This window comes from Butyrivibrio sp. WCE2006, from assembly GCF_000701985.1.
In the GTDB taxonomy this organism is placed as follows: domain Bacteria; phylum Bacillota; class Clostridia; order Lachnospirales; family Lachnospiraceae; genus Butyrivibrio.
This window is the reverse complement of the sequence record NZ_JNKH01000055.1, coordinates 1-20,286: the sequence shown is the minus strand read 5'-3', so window position 1 is coordinate 20,286 and position 20,286 is coordinate 1. Positions and strand designations below refer to the sequence as shown.

The 20,286-nt window shown below is 39.5% G+C and carries 17 protein-coding genes and 1 rRNA gene; all 18 read right to left on the bottom strand.

Annotation, left to right across the window (positions count from 1 at the left end; all coding sequences use genetic code 11):
- Positions 1-181: ribosomal RNA gene (locus T501_RS18295) — 16S ribosomal RNA — on the bottom strand; the annotation flags it as partial.
- A 411-nt stretch (positions 182-592) separates the two neighbouring features.
- Positions 593-919 (bottom strand): PspC domain-containing protein, encoded by a 327-nt coding sequence (locus tag T501_RS23050; RefSeq protein WP_081675394.1) that lies wholly within the window; start codon positions 917-919, stop codon positions 593-595.
- Between the two features lie 240 nt (positions 920-1,159).
- Positions 1,160-3,040, bottom strand: a complete 1,881-nt coding sequence (locus T501_RS18285) for an oxidoreductase (RefSeq protein ID WP_044916836.1) — start codon at positions 3,038-3,040, stop codon at positions 1,160-1,162.
- A 126-nt stretch (positions 3,041-3,166) separates the two neighbouring features.
- Positions 3,167-4,048 carry a LysR family transcriptional regulator gene (locus T501_RS18280; protein WP_044916835.1) on the bottom strand — a complete coding sequence of 294 codons (882 nt, stop codon included), beginning with the start codon at positions 4,046-4,048 and terminating at the stop codon, positions 3,167-3,169.
- 33 nt (positions 4,049-4,081) lie between these two features.
- Positions 4,082-4,945 (bottom strand): MATE family efflux transporter, encoded by an 864-nt coding sequence (locus T501_RS18275; protein ID WP_044916833.1) that lies wholly within the window; start codon positions 4,943-4,945, stop codon positions 4,082-4,084.
- Positions 4,946-5,187: 242 nt separating this feature from the next.
- Positions 5,188-6,063, bottom strand: a complete 876-nt coding sequence (locus tag T501_RS18270; protein WP_081843244.1) for a sensor histidine kinase — start codon at positions 6,061-6,063, stop codon at positions 5,188-5,190.
- A 53-nt stretch (positions 6,064-6,116) separates the two neighbouring features.
- Entirely contained in the window at positions 6,117-7,400 is a 1,284-nt protein-coding gene (locus tag T501_RS18265) for an erythromycin esterase family protein (protein ID WP_044916829.1), read from the bottom strand.
- 106 nt (positions 7,401-7,506) lie between these two features.
- Complete coding sequence (locus tag T501_RS18260; RefSeq protein ID WP_044916827.1) at positions 7,507-8,250, bottom strand: hypothetical protein; 744 nt, start codon at positions 8,248-8,250, stop codon at positions 7,507-7,509.
- Positions 8,251-8,267: 17 nt separating this feature from the next.
- Positions 8,268-9,032 (bottom strand): ABC-2 transporter permease, encoded by a 765-nt coding sequence (locus T501_RS18255; protein ID WP_044916826.1) that lies wholly within the window; start codon positions 9,030-9,032, stop codon positions 8,268-8,270.
- Positions 9,010-9,939 (bottom strand): ATP-binding cassette domain-containing protein, encoded by a 930-nt coding sequence (locus T501_RS18250; protein WP_044916824.1) that lies wholly within the window; start codon positions 9,937-9,939, stop codon positions 9,010-9,012. The genes T501_RS18255 and T501_RS18250 overlap by 23 nt, the downstream gene beginning before the upstream one ends.
- Before the next feature lie 260 nt (positions 9,940-10,199).
- Complete coding sequence (locus T501_RS18245) at positions 10,200-10,892, bottom strand: response regulator transcription factor (protein WP_044916822.1); 693 nt, start codon at positions 10,890-10,892, stop codon at positions 10,200-10,202.
- Positions 10,893-10,933: 41 nt separating this feature from the next.
- Positions 10,934-11,593 (bottom strand): leucyl/phenylalanyl-tRNA--protein transferase, encoded by a 660-nt coding sequence (aat, locus tag T501_RS18240; RefSeq protein WP_044916821.1) that lies wholly within the window; start codon positions 11,591-11,593, stop codon positions 10,934-10,936.
- 24 nt (positions 11,594-11,617) lie between these two features.
- Positions 11,618-12,196, bottom strand: a complete 579-nt coding sequence (locus T501_RS18235; protein WP_044916819.1) for a hypothetical protein — start codon at positions 12,194-12,196, stop codon at positions 11,618-11,620.
- A gap of 104 nt (positions 12,197-12,300) precedes the next feature.
- A complete protein-coding gene (locus T501_RS18230) occupies positions 12,301-12,864 on the bottom strand; it encodes a hypothetical protein (RefSeq protein ID WP_044916817.1) in 564 nt (187 codons plus the stop codon).
- Positions 12,865-13,053: 189 nt separating this feature from the next.
- The gene (locus T501_RS18225; RefSeq protein ID WP_442856393.1) at positions 13,054-15,384 is read right to left on the bottom strand and encodes a glycoside hydrolase family 31 protein; all 2,331 of its coding nucleotides are present in this window, start codon (positions 15,382-15,384) and stop codon (positions 13,054-13,056) included.
- 75 nt (positions 15,385-15,459) lie between these two features.
- Positions 15,460-17,301, bottom strand: a complete 1,842-nt coding sequence (locus T501_RS18220) for an alpha amylase N-terminal ig-like domain-containing protein (protein WP_050008401.1) — start codon at positions 17,299-17,301, stop codon at positions 15,460-15,462.
- 66 nt (positions 17,302-17,367) lie between these two features.
- Positions 17,368-18,630 (bottom strand): sugar ABC transporter permease, encoded by a 1,263-nt coding sequence (locus tag T501_RS18215; protein WP_081843243.1) that lies wholly within the window; start codon positions 18,628-18,630, stop codon positions 17,368-17,370.
- Positions 18,630-19,991, bottom strand: coding sequence for a carbohydrate ABC transporter permease (locus tag T501_RS18210; RefSeq protein WP_155994927.1), 1,362 nt, complete (start codon positions 19,989-19,991; stop codon positions 18,630-18,632). The genes T501_RS18215 and T501_RS18210 overlap by 1 nt, the downstream gene beginning before the upstream one ends.
- Between the last annotated feature and the right edge of the window lie 295 nt (positions 19,992-20,286).

Genomic DNA, 20,286 nt, shown 5'->3' with positions numbered 1-20,286 from the left:
AGTCGTTTCCAGCTGTTATCCCCCAGTACGAGGCAGGTTGCCCACGCGTTACTCACCCGTCCGCCACTAAAGATCATCAAGATTCTGCCGAAGCTTCATCAGCGATAATCTTCCGTTCGACTTGCATGTGTTAGGCACGCCGCCAGCGTTCATCCTGAGCCAGGATCGAACTCTCACGTTTAAATGTTTCTCAAACATCTCTGTTTAAGATCGTTCGTCTTCTGACCAGAACTTAAGCTTGGCTTTTGTTCTGTCCGTTTTACCTTTAGTTAGGTTGTTTTGTTCTCTGAATATTCTTTTTGGAATTTTCAGGGTTGCATTACTATTTCATTGTCAAAGTGCTTAAATACTGGGCTTGCAGGCATTTCGTATGTTTGCCGTGCGCCGCAGCGATATTTAATATATCACTCACCTGGGGTAGTGTCAACAACAAATTTAAACAATTTGCAATTATTTTTTATGACTTTCCTTCCATCATATCCAGTCCGATTTATTTATATAAAAAAGCAAGCCCTCTCATTGATAACGGCTTGCTTTCCCCAAATAATAGCTTTCCTCTTATATGTACCAAAGACTACTGTTTCATCTGTAGTCAGATATCAAATCCTTTTACTTTTCCATCATTTACTGCATCTTCAACCTTAAAGCCTACAGGCTCATCTGATTCATAAACAGGATCCTTCTCCGGATTTGCATAGGTAACCGGATCTTCAGTCTTTTTAGTGTAAACAACACCCTCCGGATTATCATCCATAATGATAGCTGCGATAATATAAGGTAGAATTCCCACTCCGCCGAAAAGAACAAGTAAAAGATATATAAGCCTTACAATTGTAGGATCTATTCCAAAATATTCAGCCAAACCTCCGCATACTCCACAAATCTTTTTATCTCTGCTTTTATATAATCTTTTTCCCATATAAATAATCCCCGCTTTCCAAATAGTTCTTTACTATCTATAACGAATATAATCCCAAAAGGTCTTCAGATATATCTCTTCTTTTGTAAAAAACACCTTTCTTATTCCTTCATTTTAGCGATTTTATCATAGTAATAAAGAAAAAACAGGCAAGAAATGATTTCCAGACGCCTCCCCAACCGGCACTATAATCGTATATGTAAATCTATTAATGCTATATTGGAACACTCATTAGCATCATCAGATTTCAAATGCCATCTCAAAACCTGAACGTACAGACTGCCACAAAGTACCGCCTACATTAGAACAGTCACCGATAATACGTGTGTCACAGACTATATTTTTAAGTGCTTCAACAACAGCAGTATTCTTCTTTTGACCAAATGAAAGAACAACATTATCACAAGGAATTACTTCTTTACCGGATGCATTGGAAATAATCATCCCCTCAGAGGTCACGTCTTCAACCTTACTCTCACAGATGAATTTAACTCCATATGAACCAAGCTTCTGCATAAGCGAAGTACTATTCATAAGAGAAGCACCGTTTCCAAGCATTGATTCCGGAATCATATCAACTACAGTTACTTTTTTTCCATGCATGGAATACTCAAATGCTGCTTCAAGTCCTGTGAAACCACCTCCTGCAATAACAACATTCTCGCCTATTGAATCGTTGGTCGCATCTCCTACCCACTGTACCTTTTCTGTTCCGGTAGCTGTGAAATCAGGGATTATCGGATTACTTCCAACAGCGATTATTAGTACATCTGGATTTTCTTTTCTTATGAGCTCCTCAGTAACTTCTGTATTCATCCTAATATCAATGTTCTTATCAGAAGAGATGGTTCTTATAGACCATTCCAGATATTTCTTTAAATCTTCCTTGAAATCAGCCTTTGCAGCTCTTATAAAGTTTCCTCCAAGTACATCACTTTTTTCACAGAGTATAACTGAATGTCCTCTCATGGAAGCAGTCCTTGCAGCTTCCATTCCTGCAGGGCCTCCACCAACGATCAGCACTTTTTTAGTATCAACCTTTTTATCTATTCTGCCAAAGTATTCCTCTCTTCCAATGAGGGGATTTACAGTGCACCTAAGATCATGGAGTTTCCCATGTGTCTGGTTTATACAATTGTTACATCTGATGCAGGGTCTTATTTCATCTTCTTTCCCACATCTGAATTTATCTACACAGGCAGGATCTGCTATTAAAGGTCTCACAAGAGCCACCATGTCTGCAGAACCGGATTCGATTATCTCATTTGCCACAAACATGTTATTACCACCAACCACACTTATTGGAGTAGAGAGCTCAGCCTTGAATTTAGCAGCATTGTCTACATTTATTTTTCTTTTGTCATAGACTGTTGGAAATACAAAGGGAAGATCTTCTGTGTTTTCAAGCACTCCTCTGGATATATTGAATATATCAACATATTCTTCAATGCTCTTTGCAAATTTGATCTGATCATCAACGGATAGTCCGCCTTCCTGCATTTCCTCACCGGAGATTCGGTATTCGATGGCAAGCCTGTCACCGACTTTTTCCCTGATGCCCTTAAGTATTTCTCTGATAATTCTGGTTCTGTTCTCAAAGCTTCCGCCGTATTCATCGGTTCTCTTATTGGTTGATTCCCTGTAAAACGCAGCTGCAACCACACCATGTCCGCCATGGATCATTATGTAATCAGAACCTATACTTAGTGCGTTTACTGCACCCTCGATTATTCCTTTCTGATAATTGTGAATATCTTCTATAGTATAGGTGTTTACCAGAACCTCTGCAGGGATAAACATCTCCTTTGCTCCTATCAGTTCCCAGCCTATTTTTACATCATACTGATGAGCAAGCTCTACCATATTTTTATAACTGCTAAGCAGAAAAGGGTTATGCATATATGGCACAGGAGCCGGGCCATATTCCAGGTTACAGTTGGCAGATCCGATAGTGACCATGCCTACGCCGCCTGCAACCAGATTCCTGAAATGCATCATCTGTTTATTGTCTGCAGCACCATCCATTCTAAAAAGTGCATTGCCGTAAGGCGCACACTCTATACGGTTTTTGACAGTCATTTTGCCAATCTGAAAGGGTGAAAAGATAGCTGAATTGTTCATAGAAACCTCCATATATAACTTTTTTTGCCATGTGATAAATATTTATCAACTTAACTGATACCATTATACAGAGACATTTCTTAGGAAAATACTCGCCAAAAAGCAAAGAGACTCCATAACTTATAGTTATAGAGTCTCGAAATAGTCTTTTATAAAACTTAGGAAGGCACCGGCTGCAGCTGATATGGATTCTTTTTTATATGCAGCAACATAGTTAGGCGAGTGGGCTGTATCCAGTATAGGAACTGCCTTTATACTCTTTTCCTGTATATCATCACCATAGAGGGCTGCTCCGTCACCAAGAACTACAGACATGATAAGTTCGTCAAGAGAATCGACCTTCTTTTTAACGTTAGGTTTATATCCGTCCTTCTTACAGGCTTCCATGAAGTCATTATAGTAATCCTCATTGTATTTTTTTGAGAGAATAACAATAGGTTCCTTTTTTATATCCTCTACTGTTACATAAGGATGTTTCGCTAACGAATGTTCTTTATTACAGAGAAAACATATGGTATATCCATGTAGGATGTCATAATTGAGTTCTCTGCTTTTATTAAATATGGCTTCAAGTCCAAAGCTTATATCAATCTTACTTTGTAGAAGGGCATCTACAGATCCGGAAAAATCATACCGTGTAAGGTTGATTGATATATCCGGATATTTATATTGGAACATTTTTATTGCTTCCACAAGCTCCCTGTTTTCAGATACTCCGGTAAATCCCACGGATACCACGCTTTGGCGATAGCTCATAAGATCTGATAAGATATCACTTTCAATCTGAGGAAGTGAAATAACCCGGTCATAAAGAATTCTGCCTGCCTCAGTAAGCTTTGGCTTGTAACCTGTTCTATCAAAAAGTTTTACGCCCAGCTCAGCCTCCAAAGAAGATATCTGCTTAGAAAGATTGGCCTGTGAAAGGTATAGCTCTTTAGCAGCAGCAGAAAAAGATCCGCTTTCCACAACGCAGATGAAATATTTTATTTTTCTGTCCAATATAGCCATAAATTCAGACTCCTACTGTAATTGGCTGCCTTTTTATTTGGCGGTGTTTATTCCACTTAGCTTCCTTTTAACGACAAACAGACAGATAAAGCACATAATAATCTGAGTAATTGTCGAGCATGGTGTTGCCAGTCCTATATGAAAAAGCGATACAGGTTGCTGCTTACTCATGATATATGACACCGGAATTCTCACAAGAAAAGCTCCCACAATTCCCTGTAGCATGACAAATCTAGTATATTCCATTCCGTTAAAAAATCCTATAAAGCAGAAAAGGAAGCATGTAAACAGGCAGTCAATGGCATAGGCTTTAAGGTAATCCCAGGAAGCTGCAACGACCTCTGTATCTTTTGCAAATATCCCGGACAAAATATCACCGTGATAAAAAGCGCTGTAAAACATAAATACAGCAAATATAAATGACACTCCGATAGCATATCTTAGGCCTTTGAAAGCTCTGTCATACTTACCTGCTCCGCATATCCTTATATATGAAACTGTAAGATCATAAGCCTCCTCCGGCGCATTCATTATGCTGGCGAGATTTCCCGCAAACAGTGATATGAACAGCGTAAGGAAAAGACCTATAGACAAAAACAGCATTATTCCGTTAGCTACAATCTTTCCACCCTCAGAAGCTTTTCTTTCACCTATTTTCTGACCCAGGAACACAGTCATACCCATAGATAAGGAGCTAACAAGATTGGTCAGTGTCATCATTATCTGAGAACCGGTCGATACTCCTGACACGTCGGCAGGATCAGCAAATTTACCTACAATCATAAGATCTACAGCACCATAAAGTGACTGTAAAAACAGTGCCAATAGTACAGGCACTGCAAACTTAAGAAGCGGTACAAGTATTTTTCCTTCTGTAAAATTTTTCTGATTAGTCACGTTCATTACCTCCAAAAAAAGCCGGATAAGAAACCGGCATTTCAACCAGTCATCTTATCCAGCTTGTCGTTTCAAGAACAACTCACCCTCCGATGAATTAACAGTTATTAAATTCAATGGATATATGTTAACGTATCATCTAAAAAAAGGCAAGCCTGTATGCCTCCTCTATCATGGTTACCAGTGATGACAAAAGAAAAATAGTAAATACAGTTATAAAAATCTCCGTCCCCCGAAACTTATTAAAATCCAATTTCAATAATTATCTTGCCATCTGTATAGGATGCATCAACAGAGCAATCCATTCTTTCAGCAAATATCTTTACAATGGACAGTCCAAGACCTGTCGAATTCTTTCTTGCATTTTGTACTGTAAAGAACCTGTCAAAGAGTTTATTTACATCAACTGTTGAAAGTTCTTCTGATGTATTGGCCACTCTGAGCCTGCCATCATCAGTAAGTGTAATATCAAAATCGCCATCACTATATTTAATGGCATTGCTAATAAGATTGTTCATTATCCTCTCAACATATGTAGGATACAGATTTCTTATTATCTTTTCATCTGTGATTTCAATGATTGGCGTAATGCCTCGCTTCTTAAGGGCAGGATAATAATTCATGATGCAATCCTCCAGCACCTTGTTTACGTTTACATCCTGCTTTTCCTCGTTTATCTCTCCACCTGTTATTATGGAATATTCGAAAAGCTCCTCGGTAAGCTTTTTCATATGTTCCGTTCTGCCCTTAATGACATCCAGGTACTTTTCAAGTTCAGGACTTTTTTCTTTGCGCTCTGCAAGCTCCAGATAGCCGCTTATTGCTGTAAGAGGCGTTCTGAGATCGTGGGAAATATTGGTTATTACAGATTTTATCTCCCTGTCACCAAGCTCATATCTGTTATAGGAGTCTCTGAGCTTTTCAAGAGTATTGTTCATAGCCTTCGCAAGAAGCCTTACTTCCTTATCCCTGCTGGAAACCGTGAGAAGAGTATTGCTGCGTAGCTTTGCCCTCTCTTCATAATCTTTCCTTAGTTCCTTAATTGACATCCTCATCGCTATTATTTTTGAAGCCAGAATAATTATAATTATCAGGCACAGGATAAGAAGATATTTCATATAATGCTCCATGTTTTAGAAATTTTTAGATTTTTGCGGGCAGAAGAGGAAATTCAATAATCTATCGGATCAATAGGTGTAACCTCGTAGTAATAGATAATCGCATCATATCTGTCTGCAGGAACCATCTTAATACGGTCTGACCTACCAAGTTCACTTGCAAGGGAATATCCCTCGCCAATGATGCTGTTAAAAATATAGCTGTGAATAAGCTTGTACACCTTACTATTTTCATCCGTAACTTTTGAGAAATCAAGGCAATATGTACCGTCTTCAAAATTCTTTGCCTGATATGCAAGAGGGTCATTACTGCAGTAAAAATGATCTGCCCTATGATAATTATCCTCATATGTTCCTGCCGTATGGATATTCACATCCCCTTTGTAAAACTCAGTTCCTATACAGAAGTAGCTCCCATCAAAGAGTCTGTCTATCCTGTCACCCATTGTATCGGAATCTGCACTGGGAAGAGGGCTTGAGCCTCCCCTCATTGCATGAGCATTGTGAGCAGTTATAACAATCTGCGAATACCCCCTGTCTCCCTCAATATCAGAATAGCTCTTAAGATTCTCTGCCATGCACTGATCTCTATGCTTGCCAAAAGCTTCCCGGTCAGTATCATAATCAGGAGCATCAAGATTCTGCAAAACAACCTTTGCCGTCATGGAAAGCTGCTTATGTTTCAGATCATCAATTGATGAAAGTCTTTCATATAGCTTTTGGAAAAACTCCCTTTCCCCGGCATAGTCAGATTTTTCTTCTGTCTTGATTGAAAGGATTTTTTCCTTCTCAGCTTCAGTCAGAAGTTCACAACCTTTTTTGCAGAGTTCCTGAAGATAAATGATTGCTGTCTGTGCTCCCTGTGGATCCACTCCGTAAAACATCAGTGATTCTTCATAAGGGACAGTCATGTTGTAGTCCCTCATCCACTTTAAAAGCTCTACCATCTCTTCAGTATCATAGAGTGGATAGCTCTGTTTCCCCATTACTGCCACCAGATCCGAATCAGGGTCATGTACTGCGTCGTTTATCATGGTGCCGTCTCCAACAGCCATTTCAAAACATATACTGTGTCCATCACCTTCTTTTACAACCTTCTCAATAACATCCCTCTTAATCTTCTGAAACTCGCGGTTGCCATGTGTTGCTTCTCCGATGCCTACTACCTTTACATTCTTAGGGATAGTAAATTCAGAAAAACTCTCTGCTACATCTTTGATTTCGTCGATATCCTTTTCAGGCGAAAAAGCCTGTGTAGTACCAAGTGCCACGAGGCTTCCGATAAATAGTGCCAGTACTCCTGCACTTATAAGAAAAATAATCTTATACTTTTTCACGTTATACTCCCTCTTGATATGTATTGACAGGATTAGTTCAAAATCCTGCAATATCGGCGGGGACCATTCCAAATCATGACTTCGTCATGATGGATATCCCCTTTAATCACTGTAAGTCTCTTTTTCCAAGTCCCAGTGTGCCGATAAGTGCTGAAATCAGAATCACTGCCAATGATATTAAAATCTGTGCCAGCGTTCCGGGATTTGTATAATCATCTGCTATACATGTCCTCGACAGCCACTGTCCAAATGCCACAATGTTATATATCAGTGAAGCAATGTATCTTTGTGTACCCTTAAATACGAATGCAAGAAGTGCATTCCCGATCATGATACCTGTATAGCAGATCTGCAGTACAAGAAAGGTTAATACTGCAAGAAGAACCATCCTTTTTATTCTCATAGCCAGGATAAGAAGCACTGAAATGTATCCGCAAAGTGCAAGGAACAGGATAAGATAACGTAAAAGGAGTTGTCCCGAAATGTTTACACCACCGATAAAGCCGGCAATCATGTGGCAGACAATCATTATTCCCAGTGCTGAAAAATGAGAGAGCATGTGGCTAAAATAGACTTCCTTCTGGGAATAACCGGCAATAATCTTATTTCTTATAACTCCGTCCGAATATTCTATATGTGTAAATACCGGAACAAAGATTGTAAAAAAGCCCATCATGGCAATGCTGATAAAGAACATTCTGCCGTCGCAACCCATTTTTTCAAATCTTCCTGTCATATGAAGAATATTTGCTGTAAAAGCATAAGTTGCAATAAAGGCTATAATCAGACCACCAATAAAAAGTATATTTTTAAATATTCTCTGCATATTAGCTTTATATAAATTGATCATATTATTTCTCCAAATTGTCACTTAATCTGTTTTCTGTTAAAAACCAAAAGCCCCGCTACTACTGAAATCAGGATCATTCCTGCACATCCAATAACGTAGCTTCCCATGTCATAATGCGGAACCGTTGAAAAATAAGAATAGGGAATGAATCTGTCAATAAATCTGTACATCAAAAGCTTGAAGCCGGAGAGCTGACAGAACCCTTTTTCCGGATAAAGTTTATCAAGTATAAACGTGTCATATACTTTTAATGCAAAAGCTATGGCAAGTCCCACAACGTAAGAAGCCTTGCTTCCACCAAGCATCATGATAAGACTCGTTGAAAATGCACCAACTGCCATACATGCCAGGGTTAAAATCAGCCAATAGTCTGCAATCTCATTAACAGAAAAGGTAACAAATCCGCCTGTAAACATCACTGCAACAACTGTTGAAAGGGCTGCAGCGACAAAAGCATATATCGCTCCCTGCATCATTCCTGTACACACTGCTGATAAAAAAGCATCTGATCTTTTCACACCGGAGATCAGCTTGTTCCTGATACAACCATCTGAAAATTCTCTGTCAGTCAGATAAAGAGTTGAAGCGGTAACAAGAAATGCAGCCATAGAAGGGAAAACAAAGGCAACATCCTCAGCTGCCACTGTGTCTTTTAGAAAATAATAAATCAGGCTCACACAAACCAGATAGAACAGCTGATAGACTATAACAGCCAGAATTCCTGTATGAAATCCGCGGCTAAACAGGACATTTCTCGTATCAGCATACAGATTTCTGAACATTATCACTGCCTCCTAATAAAGAAAGATAAAATGCTTCAAGACTCTCATCACGTTCTTCCATGGTTATGATCGAGCAGCCTACCTTTTCAAAATCCTTAGCAATATCAGAGAAAACAACATCCGCATAGACATCTGCTGTATTGGTATCAAGAATCTTATAATCTATACCTTTTTCCTCCATTACCTTTGTAAGAAGTTCAACATTACTTACCTTCATACGAACTGCCTTTCGGCACTCATCTCTAAGCTCCTTGCTTGTCATCTGACGTACAATATGTCCCTTATCGATAAAGCCGTAATTTGTAGCAACCTTCGCAAGTTCATCAAGAATGTGGCTTGAAATAAGGAAGGTGATTCCTCTTTCTTTATTCAGCTTTAGGATAAGTTCTCTCACTTCGATGATTCCCTGAGGGTCAAGACCGTTTATGGGTTCATCCAGAATAATAAAATCAGGACTTCCGCAAAGGGCAACTCCGATTCCAAGCCTCTGGCGCATTCCAAGTGAAAAGTTTCTTGCCTTCTTTTTTCCTGTATCAGCAAGGCCCACAAGCTCAAGTATCTCATCTACGCAGTCAAAATCCGGAAGACCAAGCATGAGGCACTGCTGAATTAGGTTATCTCTTGCCGTCATATCCTTATAGATTGCAGGTGATTCTACAACAGCTCCCATTCTGCGTCTTGCCTTTACGATGTCCTTATCATCACCGGATTTTCCCATAAGCTCATAAAAACCTTCTGTCTGCTTCTGAAGTCCGCACATTATTCTTATAAGAGTTGTCTTACCTGCGCCGTTTTTTCCGACGAAACCATATATTGCACCCTTAGGGATTTCCATGTTTACCTGAGAAAGCGCTGTAAACTTTCCATATCTTTTACTGATATTATTTGCTTTAAAAACGTATTCCATTGTTTTCTCCCTTTCCATTCTATAATTATCATGCGCATCCAAAGCGGAGCATTTTTAATATCATAGATTATTGTTTTTCCTCAGAAAAACAATAATTGTATTGGACCAGGTCCTCGCGAAGCGAGGGGCGTGTCCTGCCAAAGGAAGGATTCTTGTGGGCATTTTCCGCTTTTGCCCACAAGAAGTCATATAAATCCCCTGCGAAATTAAAAATACCACCTTCCGGTCAAGAAAGTGGTATAAAGAACGTCAAGATTTGGTCAAGATTCATTAAACTGAAATCCTATTCCGTAAATTGCTTCTATATGATCAATGTTATCAAGCTGTGAAAGCTTCTTTCTGACGTTACTGATATGCTGCTTCAATGAGCGCTCCGTACAATCCGGAGTGTCTTCGCTTATTCTGTCCAGAATGGTACTTCTCCCAATTGGTCTGTTTGGATTAAGCATAAGTATATTCAATATCGCAGCCTCTGTCCTCGTGAGATTCGTTTCCTTATCTCCGATTGTAACGATACCAAGACTTGAATCCAATTTTATATTTCCGGCTGTGACAATGTTCGCATCCGTAGAGCTCTGCCTTGTAGCACCAACAGGATTGGCCAGCCTGAGCTGGGCTTCAACTCTGGCAAGAAGCTCTGCTATCGCAAAAGGTTTGGTTATATAGTCGCTTGCACCTTTATGCAAAAGCTCTATTTTACTTTCAAGATCAGATTTGGCACTCATAACAATAGTCAAAATGCCATTCAATCTGGTTATGAGTTCGTCTCCTGTCATCCCCGGAAGCATCAGATCAAGAAGAACGAGGTCCGGCTTTTCCCTCTCCAGGAGCATAATCGCTTCTGTTCCTGAATAAGCCCTGCTCACTATGTATTCTTCAGCCTCAAGAGCCTCCTGAAGCATATCCCCGATATTTATGTCATCCTCAACAATCATTATTTTGTAGCTGTTCATTTACTTTTCTCATCCTCTTGGTACACATGGAATGCACCTGTTTAGTCATTAAATTTTGTGCCTTCTCTGATGATATCCATATATTCCCCATACGAGATGGATACTCCTCCCATACTTTCCAAATGGTCTGTATGAAATTGGCAATCTATCATAACATATCCATTCTTCTCAAGAATATGTGAAAGAGCAATAAGCGCAAGTTTCGATCCATTTTCAATCTCAGTATACATACTTTCTCCAAAAAAGCATCTTCCAATACTTACCCCATACAGTCCACCGGCTAGTTTATCCTCTATATAGGCATCAAGACTGATAGCAAAGCCCTTATCGTATAGTCTCTTGTATGCCCTTTCCATATCATCTGTTATCCAGGTCCCTTGCTTATGCTCTCTTTTAATCCTGCATCTGTGCATTGTATCAGAAAAATCCCTATTAAGCATGAAACTGATATGATGCTTTCTGATGAACTTTTTCATAGAATGTGATACATGGATTTCTGAAGGCTTTATGATAAACCTATCTTTTGGGCACCACCACATAAGCGGTTCTCCCTCTTCGTACCATGGAAAAATGCCGTTGCTGTATGCCAAAAGAAGGCGATCTGCACTGAGATCACCTCCGACTGCAAGAAGCCCATCATCATTTGCAAGAGTAGGGTCAGGAAAGGCTATAATATTATCATCAAGTCTGTATACCGGCATCGCTGTCTCCTTCTTACACTTGCCTTAGTTTTTGGATTTAAATCCTGTTTTGCCGGTAATTATTGCTTCTATTAGCAATATTGTTCCTACGTAAACACTGGAATCAGAGAAATCATCTCTGATAATAAGAAATATGATTATTGCAATAAGCAAAACAGTAATAATTTTGCATATAATTTTTATCTTTGGTTTCATTTTCGAATCGTCAAAATCAACCGCATATATTATCAGCCCAAGACTGATACATAAAGAAAGAGTAGCAATAGCAATGCTTTTTCCTGTTCCATCGCTGTTGTACAGATACAGCAATCCAAGAAACTGTGCCAAAGCTGCAACAACCACTGATATCAGCGTGGCTACTTTCCTCTCCCGCTCACTTTTCTGCTCCGGAACCATTGCAGCCAGCCTAAATATTCCGACTACATTCAGAAACGCACCTATAGTAAACAATATCCAACCTATAATACCCATTTCATCAGGCATAGCCAAAAAAACAACACATCCTGCCACGACTAGAGCTATGCATAGTAATAACTCTTTAAGCGAAAAAGTTGGCTTATTCTTTGAGTATTTCTCTTCAAGTTTTTTTAAGTCTATTTCCATTTCGGTTTCACCCCGTTTTAGTCATATGTGCTGATTGTCTGCCTAAATTGTGCTGCCAGACTGAGTACATTTAATTTTGTTCTTTGAATAGATGTATTATATCATTATCTCTCCTCTTTTTTCTCAGAAATCTTCTTACCGTATAGGTCAGAAAACTTCTCATCCAACTCCTTTAGCAAGTCATAATCCTCATCAGAATACTCTTTATACTCTTCAATGTTATACCTCGCAGAGTTGCTATCTCCTGTGGTCTGATCATCTATTCTGATTGTGTAATACCATGGTGAGTAATCTGTAATGAAATCATTGCTGTCTTCCCTCTCTGCCAATTCCAAAACGCCACTTTCTTTTATGAAAGCATCAAATTCGATAAGCTTTGCAGCACGCACCGAGTAGGTAGTAGCGATGACCGGTTCCTCATAACTATCTCTTTCATAGGTTGTGATAGTCCATATTCCCTCTTTATCCTTCATAAGCATCTCAAAATGACAATCACCTGCCATACTGGAACTGCCTTTAGCATGCTCGTATCCCATAAGAGCTATGGATTTAGCTCTTTCAATATCTTCAGGTGAATCTTTAGAAGCTGTATCACAGCCAAGAAGCGATGTTGCCAGTGACATTCCTACAATAATAGACACCATTTTCTTCATAAATCTGTTTTTCATTCCAGCCCCCCTTCCATTCGTCAGAAATATATTCTTGTAATAAAGCTATTTACAACTATAATAAGCAATTTCTGCGTTTTTCGGCAAGCCAAGGATTGGCCCTTTGCTTTCTCTCTCCACAGAATGAGCCTTTTTTCAGCTAAAAATAAAACGAGCGTAGGAAACATCATTCCTACGCTCTGATAAAAATTAATATATTTCTCTTATTGCATCCTTAAGAGTTTCTGAGATGTCAGCTTCATTAAGCCAGGTAAGGAAGCCCTCGTCATCGTATCTGTTAAGGGCATCGTTTATCTTATCCTTAGTAATGATCTCTATCCAGGCAAATTCAACTATATCAAATACCTGCTTTTTATGGTCATTTGATGAAAGTTTAATGCCGGATATTGTTACCCCAGCACCTTCTTTGGTCTCAACTTCACCTACATAGACAGTAAGTATCTTCTTAGCAGAATCATATTTTGCATTACTGCTAATGTCCTCATTGGAGCCGGTGCAAACTGTCACTTTATCCTCGCAAGGCTCTACACCATAGAGGCATATTTCGTAAGTTCTCTTATCCTTTACAAGTGAGAGTTCTCCTTCAGCAGGGGATATTCTTACAGAAATATCTTTTCCTTCAGAATTCTCTGAACATGTCATATCAAATGTGGTCTTAACGAATTTACCATCTTTGTACTCCATGCTTATGCCGTCATCCTCATACATTGTATAGGATCCGTTTTTGCCTGCGCCGATGCAAAGTCTTAATGATGCGGGATTCTCGACACCGTTCTTCTTATCTTCAAGGGACATGGGAACTATACCGCCCTCGCCTATAAGAACCGGGATATCTGTAAGTCTTCTGTAGAGCTTTCTCATTTTGCCGCCCTTATAGATTCTTCCTGAGAAAATGTCATACCATCTGCCCTCAGGTAAAAGCATATTTACTGCTGACATCTGCAAGAATTTGTCGATAGGACTGGTAATCGCACCTACAATGAGCTTCTCACCAAAACCGTATTCTGTGGGGACCTTGTAAGCTCTTTCATCCTCAGGGAGCAAGTAATACATAGGTCTTATCAGCGGTCTGTCCTCATCATAAGCTCTGTAACTTTCAGTGTACAGATATGGAAGAAGTCTGTGCCTTAGTCTCATGTAATTTCCCATGATGCTGTGATAAGGCTCTTCTATTACCCATGGCTCCTTATTAAGGAATGGACTGCTGCTACTGTGAAGGCGCATTACAGGAGAAAATACACCATACTGTATCCATCTGATAAGTCTCTCATTATCCTTATCTCCCATCATATGTCCACCGATATCATGGCTCCAGAAGCCATAACCAATGTTGCTGGCAGTGCTGGTGAAATATGGCTGGAAATTAAGACTCTTCCATGTCATAACAGTATCTCCGGAGAATCCAACAGGATATCTGTGGCTTCCGGGGCCCGCATATCTTGAAAAGATCATGGGTCTTCTGTTTCTGCCTTCCTGATCATGATAGTGATAATGATTTAAGAGGAAAAGCGGATCAACGCTATCAGCGCCTTTACCAGTTCCCTGTTGCCAGTCAATCCACCAGAAATCAACGCCTTCCTTTTCATAAGGATGCATCACCACATCAAAATAAGCTTTTCTGTATTCAGGATCTGAAAAATCAAATTCCAGAGGTCTCTCAGAGGAAGGATCAACTCCAAGCTGCTTTGCCATTTCTTCGTACATATCCTCAAAGGCTCTTATACCATCAGCAGGATGAAGATTTAATGTTGTGGCAAGTCCGCGTTCATGAAGCATTGAGAGGAATCTTGCAGGATCAGGGAAAAGCTCTTTATTCCAGGAATATCCTGTCCAGCCTGTTCCATACTTGGGATCAACATCAGTCACATGCCAGTCCATATCTATTACTGCAACAGAAAGCGGTATCTCAAGTTCTTCGAACTTATCTACTACCTCTTTATAGGACTCCTCAGTATATCTGAAGTATCTGCTCCACCAGTTACCAAGAGCATATCTTGGAATCAGAGGTGTTTTTCCGCAAAGAGAATAAAATGCTTTAAGTCCGCCAAAGAAATCTTTGCCATAGCCAAAGAAATAGATATCTATTCCTTCTGTTTCTCTATATGCATACTCATAGCTGCCCGGTGTTCCATCACCGGAAGAAACTACGACAGGGCTTGCACTATCGTTCATAACAGCAAAGCCTCTTCTTCCAAAAATTCCTTCCTCAAGCCACAGTCCACCGTCACATCCATCAAGAGTTCTTGCAGTTCCGAACAGGTTTTTATCAGAGTTACCGTATGTGATGCTGTAATGCCATACATTTCCTGAATCTTTAAGCTCTATGCTAAGTCCATCAGTGGAAAATGGCTGCTCATCATATCTAATTATGAGGCTATCTGTCTCTATTTCTATTCCGGTCTCTGTCTTTTTCTCACTGTAGCGAACTTCGGGAAAATTTCTGTTTACCACAGTCTTAGATAATCTATCCTCGAAAACCCCGTTTTCTGCGTATTCCAGTCTTATTAGCCTGTCTGTCATAATGCTAATTCGATATTTTTCTCCAATAATCATTCCCATTCTCCTGTTTTCCATCTATTTTGCTTATGCGAATTTTTATACCCTGAATAGATATGATGCACATCCGGGAACCTTCACAACAAGGTTTCCATCCTTTTCTTTTGCATCTATATTCTCTCCAAACTCATCTGTTACATCAGCAAGAGCCTTAGCACCGATAATCCAAAGAGGGAGCTCTATTTCACGCTCATTCTCTTCCATTGATATGATGCCTACATATTTCTCACCGTCCATGAATCTTGAAACAGCGAGGATTCTGCCATCTGCATAGAGAACCTTTCGTCCGCCCTCCGAAAAAGCAGGGTTATTTCGTCTAAGTGATATTATCTTTTTATAGACAGCAAGGTGCTTATCTCTATTTTCATTTTCCTTATTCCAGGGCATCGGATATCTGAAGCCTGCGTCGTGCTCAGTATAACCTTCAATTGCAAGCTCATCCCCATAGTAAATGCAGGGAATTCCTGTCCAGAGAAGCTGCGACAAAGCAACGCTCTTCCACTTATCAAAAGTTATGTTGTCGTGGTTGTGAACCCTTGGTACATCATGACTGTCAAAAAGATTCATCTGACAATCTGCAATAACCTGGGGCAACACGCTATAGTGTGAATCTGTTCTCTTAACCACATCCTCAGCGGTCATATCGTATTTAACCTTGTTGAAAGCCTCTGTTCTCATAAGGAAAAGATCCGGCAATCCCGCAAACTGTCTTACAATACGGCCATATCCGAAGTAATTCATCGGAGTATTCCAAAGATTACCCTGAAGATACTCGGAACAATCTGCCCAATGCTCGCCGATTATTATGGCATCTTTTTTGACCTCTCTTATAGAATCACAAACCTCTCTCCACACTTCAGCAGCCAGCTGAACATCATCATTTCGCGCAAGAACATCAGCCACATCAAAGCGCCAACCGTCAATATTATATGGAGGCTTAAGCCATTTTTTCAATACAGAATTCTCGTCACGGTAAATGACATTTCTAAGCTCTTCATTTCTGTAATCAAGAACCGGAAGCGTTGAAAATCCTGCCCAGCCCATGAGTGAACCGTCTTCCTTCCTAAAATAGTAGGGTTTTCCTTCATGTACCCAGTTATGCTCTATTCCGGTGTGATTTATGGAGATATCAAGAACCAGCTTTATGCCGTTTTCATGCAAAGCTTCTGACAGCTTAGCCAGAGCCTCATCTCCACCAAAATGCTCGTCCACATGGAAATAATCAATGCAGTCATATTTATGACTTGAGTAGGCTGAAAAAATGGGATTAAGGTAAACCGCAGAGATTCCAAGATCCTTAAGGTAAGGAATCTTATCAATTATTCCTGTAAGATCTCCGCCAAAGAAATCCATACCGGCACTTATTTCACCTGGGATAGGATCGCTATTCCAATCATCAACCTTAATGGGCTTTCTTCCCTGATACTCGTACTCTCCCGACTCCACATCATTTGTCTTATCTCCGTTGCAGAATCTTTCAGGGAAAATCTGATAAAATACCGCACCCTTTACCCAGTCAGGCTGCACATAATCTGATAGAAGTACAAAATCATGCTTATAATCAGGAACATATGTTGTAATTCCTTCCTGATTGTAAAAATAAAAGTTTTCTTTAGTTGTTATTGCAAATAAATAGCTCACGCGGGGCTCATTTATAGTAATTTCTGCTTCATAATAAGATAATCCACCCTCAGTATATGCAAGATCCATGGGGATATATCTCTCTGCTCCGTTTACCATCTGCCTTATCATGACATCAACTACAGGAGCACCTTCTAATACTCTTAATCTGACGTTAACCTTATCTCCAAGTTCAGGATTTGGATTACTCACAAATCCACGGGTTCCGTCACTGTATACACTTTCAAGCCAGTTTTTCATATTAATCCTCTTAAATAAACCTATGATATAAGGGGCAAATAAATTTGCCCCTTATAGTAGTAGTACTTAACCCTTAACGGATCCTGAAAGTCCTTCAACGTAAAATCTCTGAAGCCATACGAAAAGGATCACGATAGGAACAGCTACGACAACAGCACCTGCTGCGAACTGTGTATAATATGTATCAATTCTTCTAAAGTCAGTCAGCCAATACAAACCTACTGCAACCGTATATGAGCTCTGCTTATCTCCGAACAGCATGCTGGGGAAGATATAATCAGACCAAGCGCCAAGAAAGTTACCAAGCACTGTGTATACGATTATGGATTTTGATAAAGGCAGTGTGATGTGTGTAAAAATCTGAAGTCTGGAAGCGCCATCGATAATTGCCGCTTCATCAACAGCCTTCGGGATTGTGTCAAAGAAACCTTTGCTGACATGGTAACCCATAGCAGCTCCGGCAGCTCCTACAACGATCAGGGCTACAATTGACTGGTTAAGTCCAAGTCCCTTCAAAATGTTGTAAACAGCAATAAGTGACATGAATCCGGGGAACATACCGATAATCATAAGTATGTTCATAAATCCTTTTCTACCATTGAATCTTGTTCTACTGAGTGTAAACGCTGTTGCAAGAATGATCATTGTGTTAATTACACTGCTGCAGATTGAAACAATGAAGGTGTTGAGCCACCATTTTCTGAATGGAAGCACGCTGTCATTACTGAAAAGATTAACAAAATTCTGAAGTGTGAGCTTCTTAGGGAAGAAATAACCAACATAGTATCCCTGCTCAGCACGAAGTGCGGTAAGAAGTATCCAGACAATAGGGAACATCCAGATAACACCAAGTATAGTAAGGATGATATAACCTCTGTTTGTCTGAGTAACCTTCATAATGTTAACCAGTGTGAAATATGCAGCAATGATGCCGATCCAGAAACCGATTCCCATGTTCTTTACATAAAAACCACTCTGTAATCCTGCTTTTTCAAGGATGTTCTTTGATGCAAAAAGTGTAAAAGTCCAAAAAGCAGTATTTATAGCCTGTATGCACTGCCAGATTTTCATTCCTGTTACTGATGTTTTTACATAACTGAAAACACCAAGTGCAAATGAAACTATAGTCAGAGCTACAACTACATAAATAAAGAATGTAATTGAAGATTTCTCGGTTGCTGAAGCAAGATCAAAGGCTGTGCCGATGAGAGATCTTCTGTTGCCGTCCTTTGATATGAAAGGAAGGAAAAGACTTATAAAGCCTACGATTATGCCGCATAATGCTCTAAAGTAATATGTAAGATTCAGTCCTATAACTATTTTTTTCATTACTGGAATCCCTCCTCATTCTTCATAGCATTAGATCTGGAAAATGATATAAGTGTAAATGTTGCGGACAGAATAAATATGAGAATACCTATTGTTGCTGCAAGGTTATAGTCATTGCTGTCCTTTGTTAATTTGTAAAGCCATGTTACAAGCAGATCTGTCTTTCCTGCTCCCTTGTAATAATCAAGAGTATGAGGCTCACCTGCTGTCAGGAAGTAGATCGTATTAAAGTTGTTAAAGTTACTGATCAGGTTTGAAATCAAATATGGTGTTGTTACAAACCACATGTAAGGGAAAGTGATCTTTCTAAATGTGGTAAATGGTCCGGCACCATCGATTTTTGCACTTTCATATAATTCGCCCGGGATATTCATAAGTATTCCGCTGACCATAAGCATGGTTACAGGTACACCTATCCAGAAGTTAACGACAATAACCGAAACTCTCGCCCAGGTTGCATTTGATAAGAACGGAAGCGCTTTTTCAACAAATCCCCACTGCTGAAGAAGAACATTGAATATTCCTCTTTCTCCAAGCATGGTAGCAACTACACGAAGGGAAATAAATGCAGGAATAGCCATTGTGAAAACAAATATTGTTCTCCAGAATTTCTTTCCTTTGATTCCCTTTGAATTGATGATCATTGCAAGGATCATTCCGCCAAAATAGCAGGTAAAGGTAGCAAAAAATCCCCAAACAAGTGTCCATCCAAGCACAGGCCAGAATGTTGATTTAAGTCTGTCTCCTGTAGCAAGAAGTGTTGTAAAGTTTGTCATACCAACCCAGTCAAAAAGGTTTCCGGGCGGCTGATGCTCTGAATCGTAGTTTGTGAATGCCATAAGTATCATGTAGATAAGAGGCATTACTGTAAATATTGAAAGTCCTACAACAGGTACTGAAAGAAGTAGGAAACGAACATTCTCATTTGTAAGGCTCTTCACGTCTTCAAAGAAATTGTTAACGTGATGGCCGGTAGCATATCTTTTTCTTGCATTCTCTCCTGAAAAGATTGAGAAAAGCCAGATAGATATAAAAGCAATCGTTATTACTATTGCAACAACACCGTATAACAAAATAAGCATTGAATTATCGCCCTGTTGCATCTCATAAATTCCGAGTGTTTCATTAAAAGCCATTCCCTGAACGTTGTCACCCAGAGTTGTAAGGTCATGGATAAGACCACCGCCCTTAACTACCATAAAAACTATGTAAGAGATTTCAAGTAAGAAAAACAAAAGTCCCTTTATTATCTGTCCATATCGGATATTAGCTGCTCCACAGATGATATAAGAAAGCTTCGAAAAAATATCTCCCTTGGTAAATATGGTTATCAGATTTCTATCCTTGTATTCTGTATTCATAATTAACCTCATCAAACAAACTGTTTTGTTTTGAATGCTAAGGGGCTGTCGCATTAGATGATTAAATCATCTGGGCGATGGCCCTTTTTCAGGCCTAAAAATCGGTACTTATATCTGCTTTCTGCTCATATCTCATATTTTTAGAGTGACTTAATAGTCCGAAGATATCTTCGGATCAGATACAGGAGTTTGATTTTTAAGGATCAAAAATTATGCCGTTTTCTTTAGCTCAAAAAGATGAGTTCCTGTTCGGCCGGCCATGATCTTGTGATGCAGTTTATTGATATCGAATCCG

What these genes read in the sequence shown, in the direction of transcription:
- T501_RS23050 (WP_081675394.1), bottom strand. Translation starts at nt 919, where the DNA reads ATGGGAAAAAGATTATATAAAAGCAGAGATAAAAAGATTTGTGGAGTA.
- T501_RS18285 (WP_044916836.1), bottom strand. Translation starts at nt 3,040, where the DNA reads ATGAACAATTCAGCTATCTTTTCACCCTTTCAGATTGGCAAAATGACT.
- T501_RS18280 (WP_044916835.1), bottom strand. Translation starts at nt 4,048, where the DNA reads ATGGCTATATTGGACAGAAAAATAAAATATTTCATCTGCGTTGTGGAA.
- T501_RS18270 (WP_081843244.1), bottom strand. Translation starts at nt 6,063, where the DNA reads ATGAAATATCTTCTTATCCTGTGCCTGATAATTATAATTATTCTGGCT.
- T501_RS18260 (WP_044916827.1), bottom strand. Translation starts at nt 8,250, where the DNA reads ATGATCAATTTATATAAAGCTAATATGCAGAGAATATTTAAAAATATA.
- T501_RS18255 (WP_044916826.1), bottom strand. Translation starts at nt 9,032, where the DNA reads ATGTTCAGAAATCTGTATGCTGATACGAGAAATGTCCTGTTTAGCCGC.
- T501_RS18250 (WP_044916824.1), bottom strand. Translation starts at nt 9,939, where the DNA reads ATGGAATACGTTTTTAAAGCAAATAATATCAGTAAAAGATATGGAAAG.
- T501_RS18245 (WP_044916822.1), bottom strand. Translation starts at nt 10,892, where the DNA reads ATGAACAGCTACAAAATAATGATTGTTGAGGATGACATAAATATCGGG.
- aat (WP_044916821.1), bottom strand. Translation starts at nt 11,593, where the DNA reads ATGCCGGTATACAGACTTGATGATAATATTATAGCCTTTCCTGACCCT.
- T501_RS18235 (WP_044916819.1), bottom strand. Translation starts at nt 12,196, where the DNA reads ATGGAAATAGACTTAAAAAAACTTGAAGAGAAATACTCAAAGAATAAG.
- T501_RS18230 (WP_044916817.1), bottom strand. Translation starts at nt 12,864, where the DNA reads ATGAAAAACAGATTTATGAAGAAAATGGTGTCTATTATTGTAGGAATG.
- T501_RS18225 (WP_442856393.1), bottom strand. Translation starts at nt 15,384, where the DNA reads ATGACAGACAGGCTAATAAGACTGGAATACGCAGAAAACGGGGTTTTC.
- T501_RS18220 (WP_050008401.1), bottom strand. Translation starts at nt 17,301, where the DNA reads ATGAAAAACTGGCTTGAAAGTGTATACAGTGACGGAACCCGTGGATTT.
- T501_RS18215 (WP_081843243.1), bottom strand. Translation starts at nt 18,630, where the DNA reads ATGAAAAAAATAGTTATAGGACTGAATCTTACATATTACTTTAGAGCA.
- T501_RS18210 (WP_155994927.1), bottom strand. Translation starts at nt 19,991, where the DNA reads ATGAATACAGAATACAAGGATAGAAATCTGATAACCATATTTACCAAG.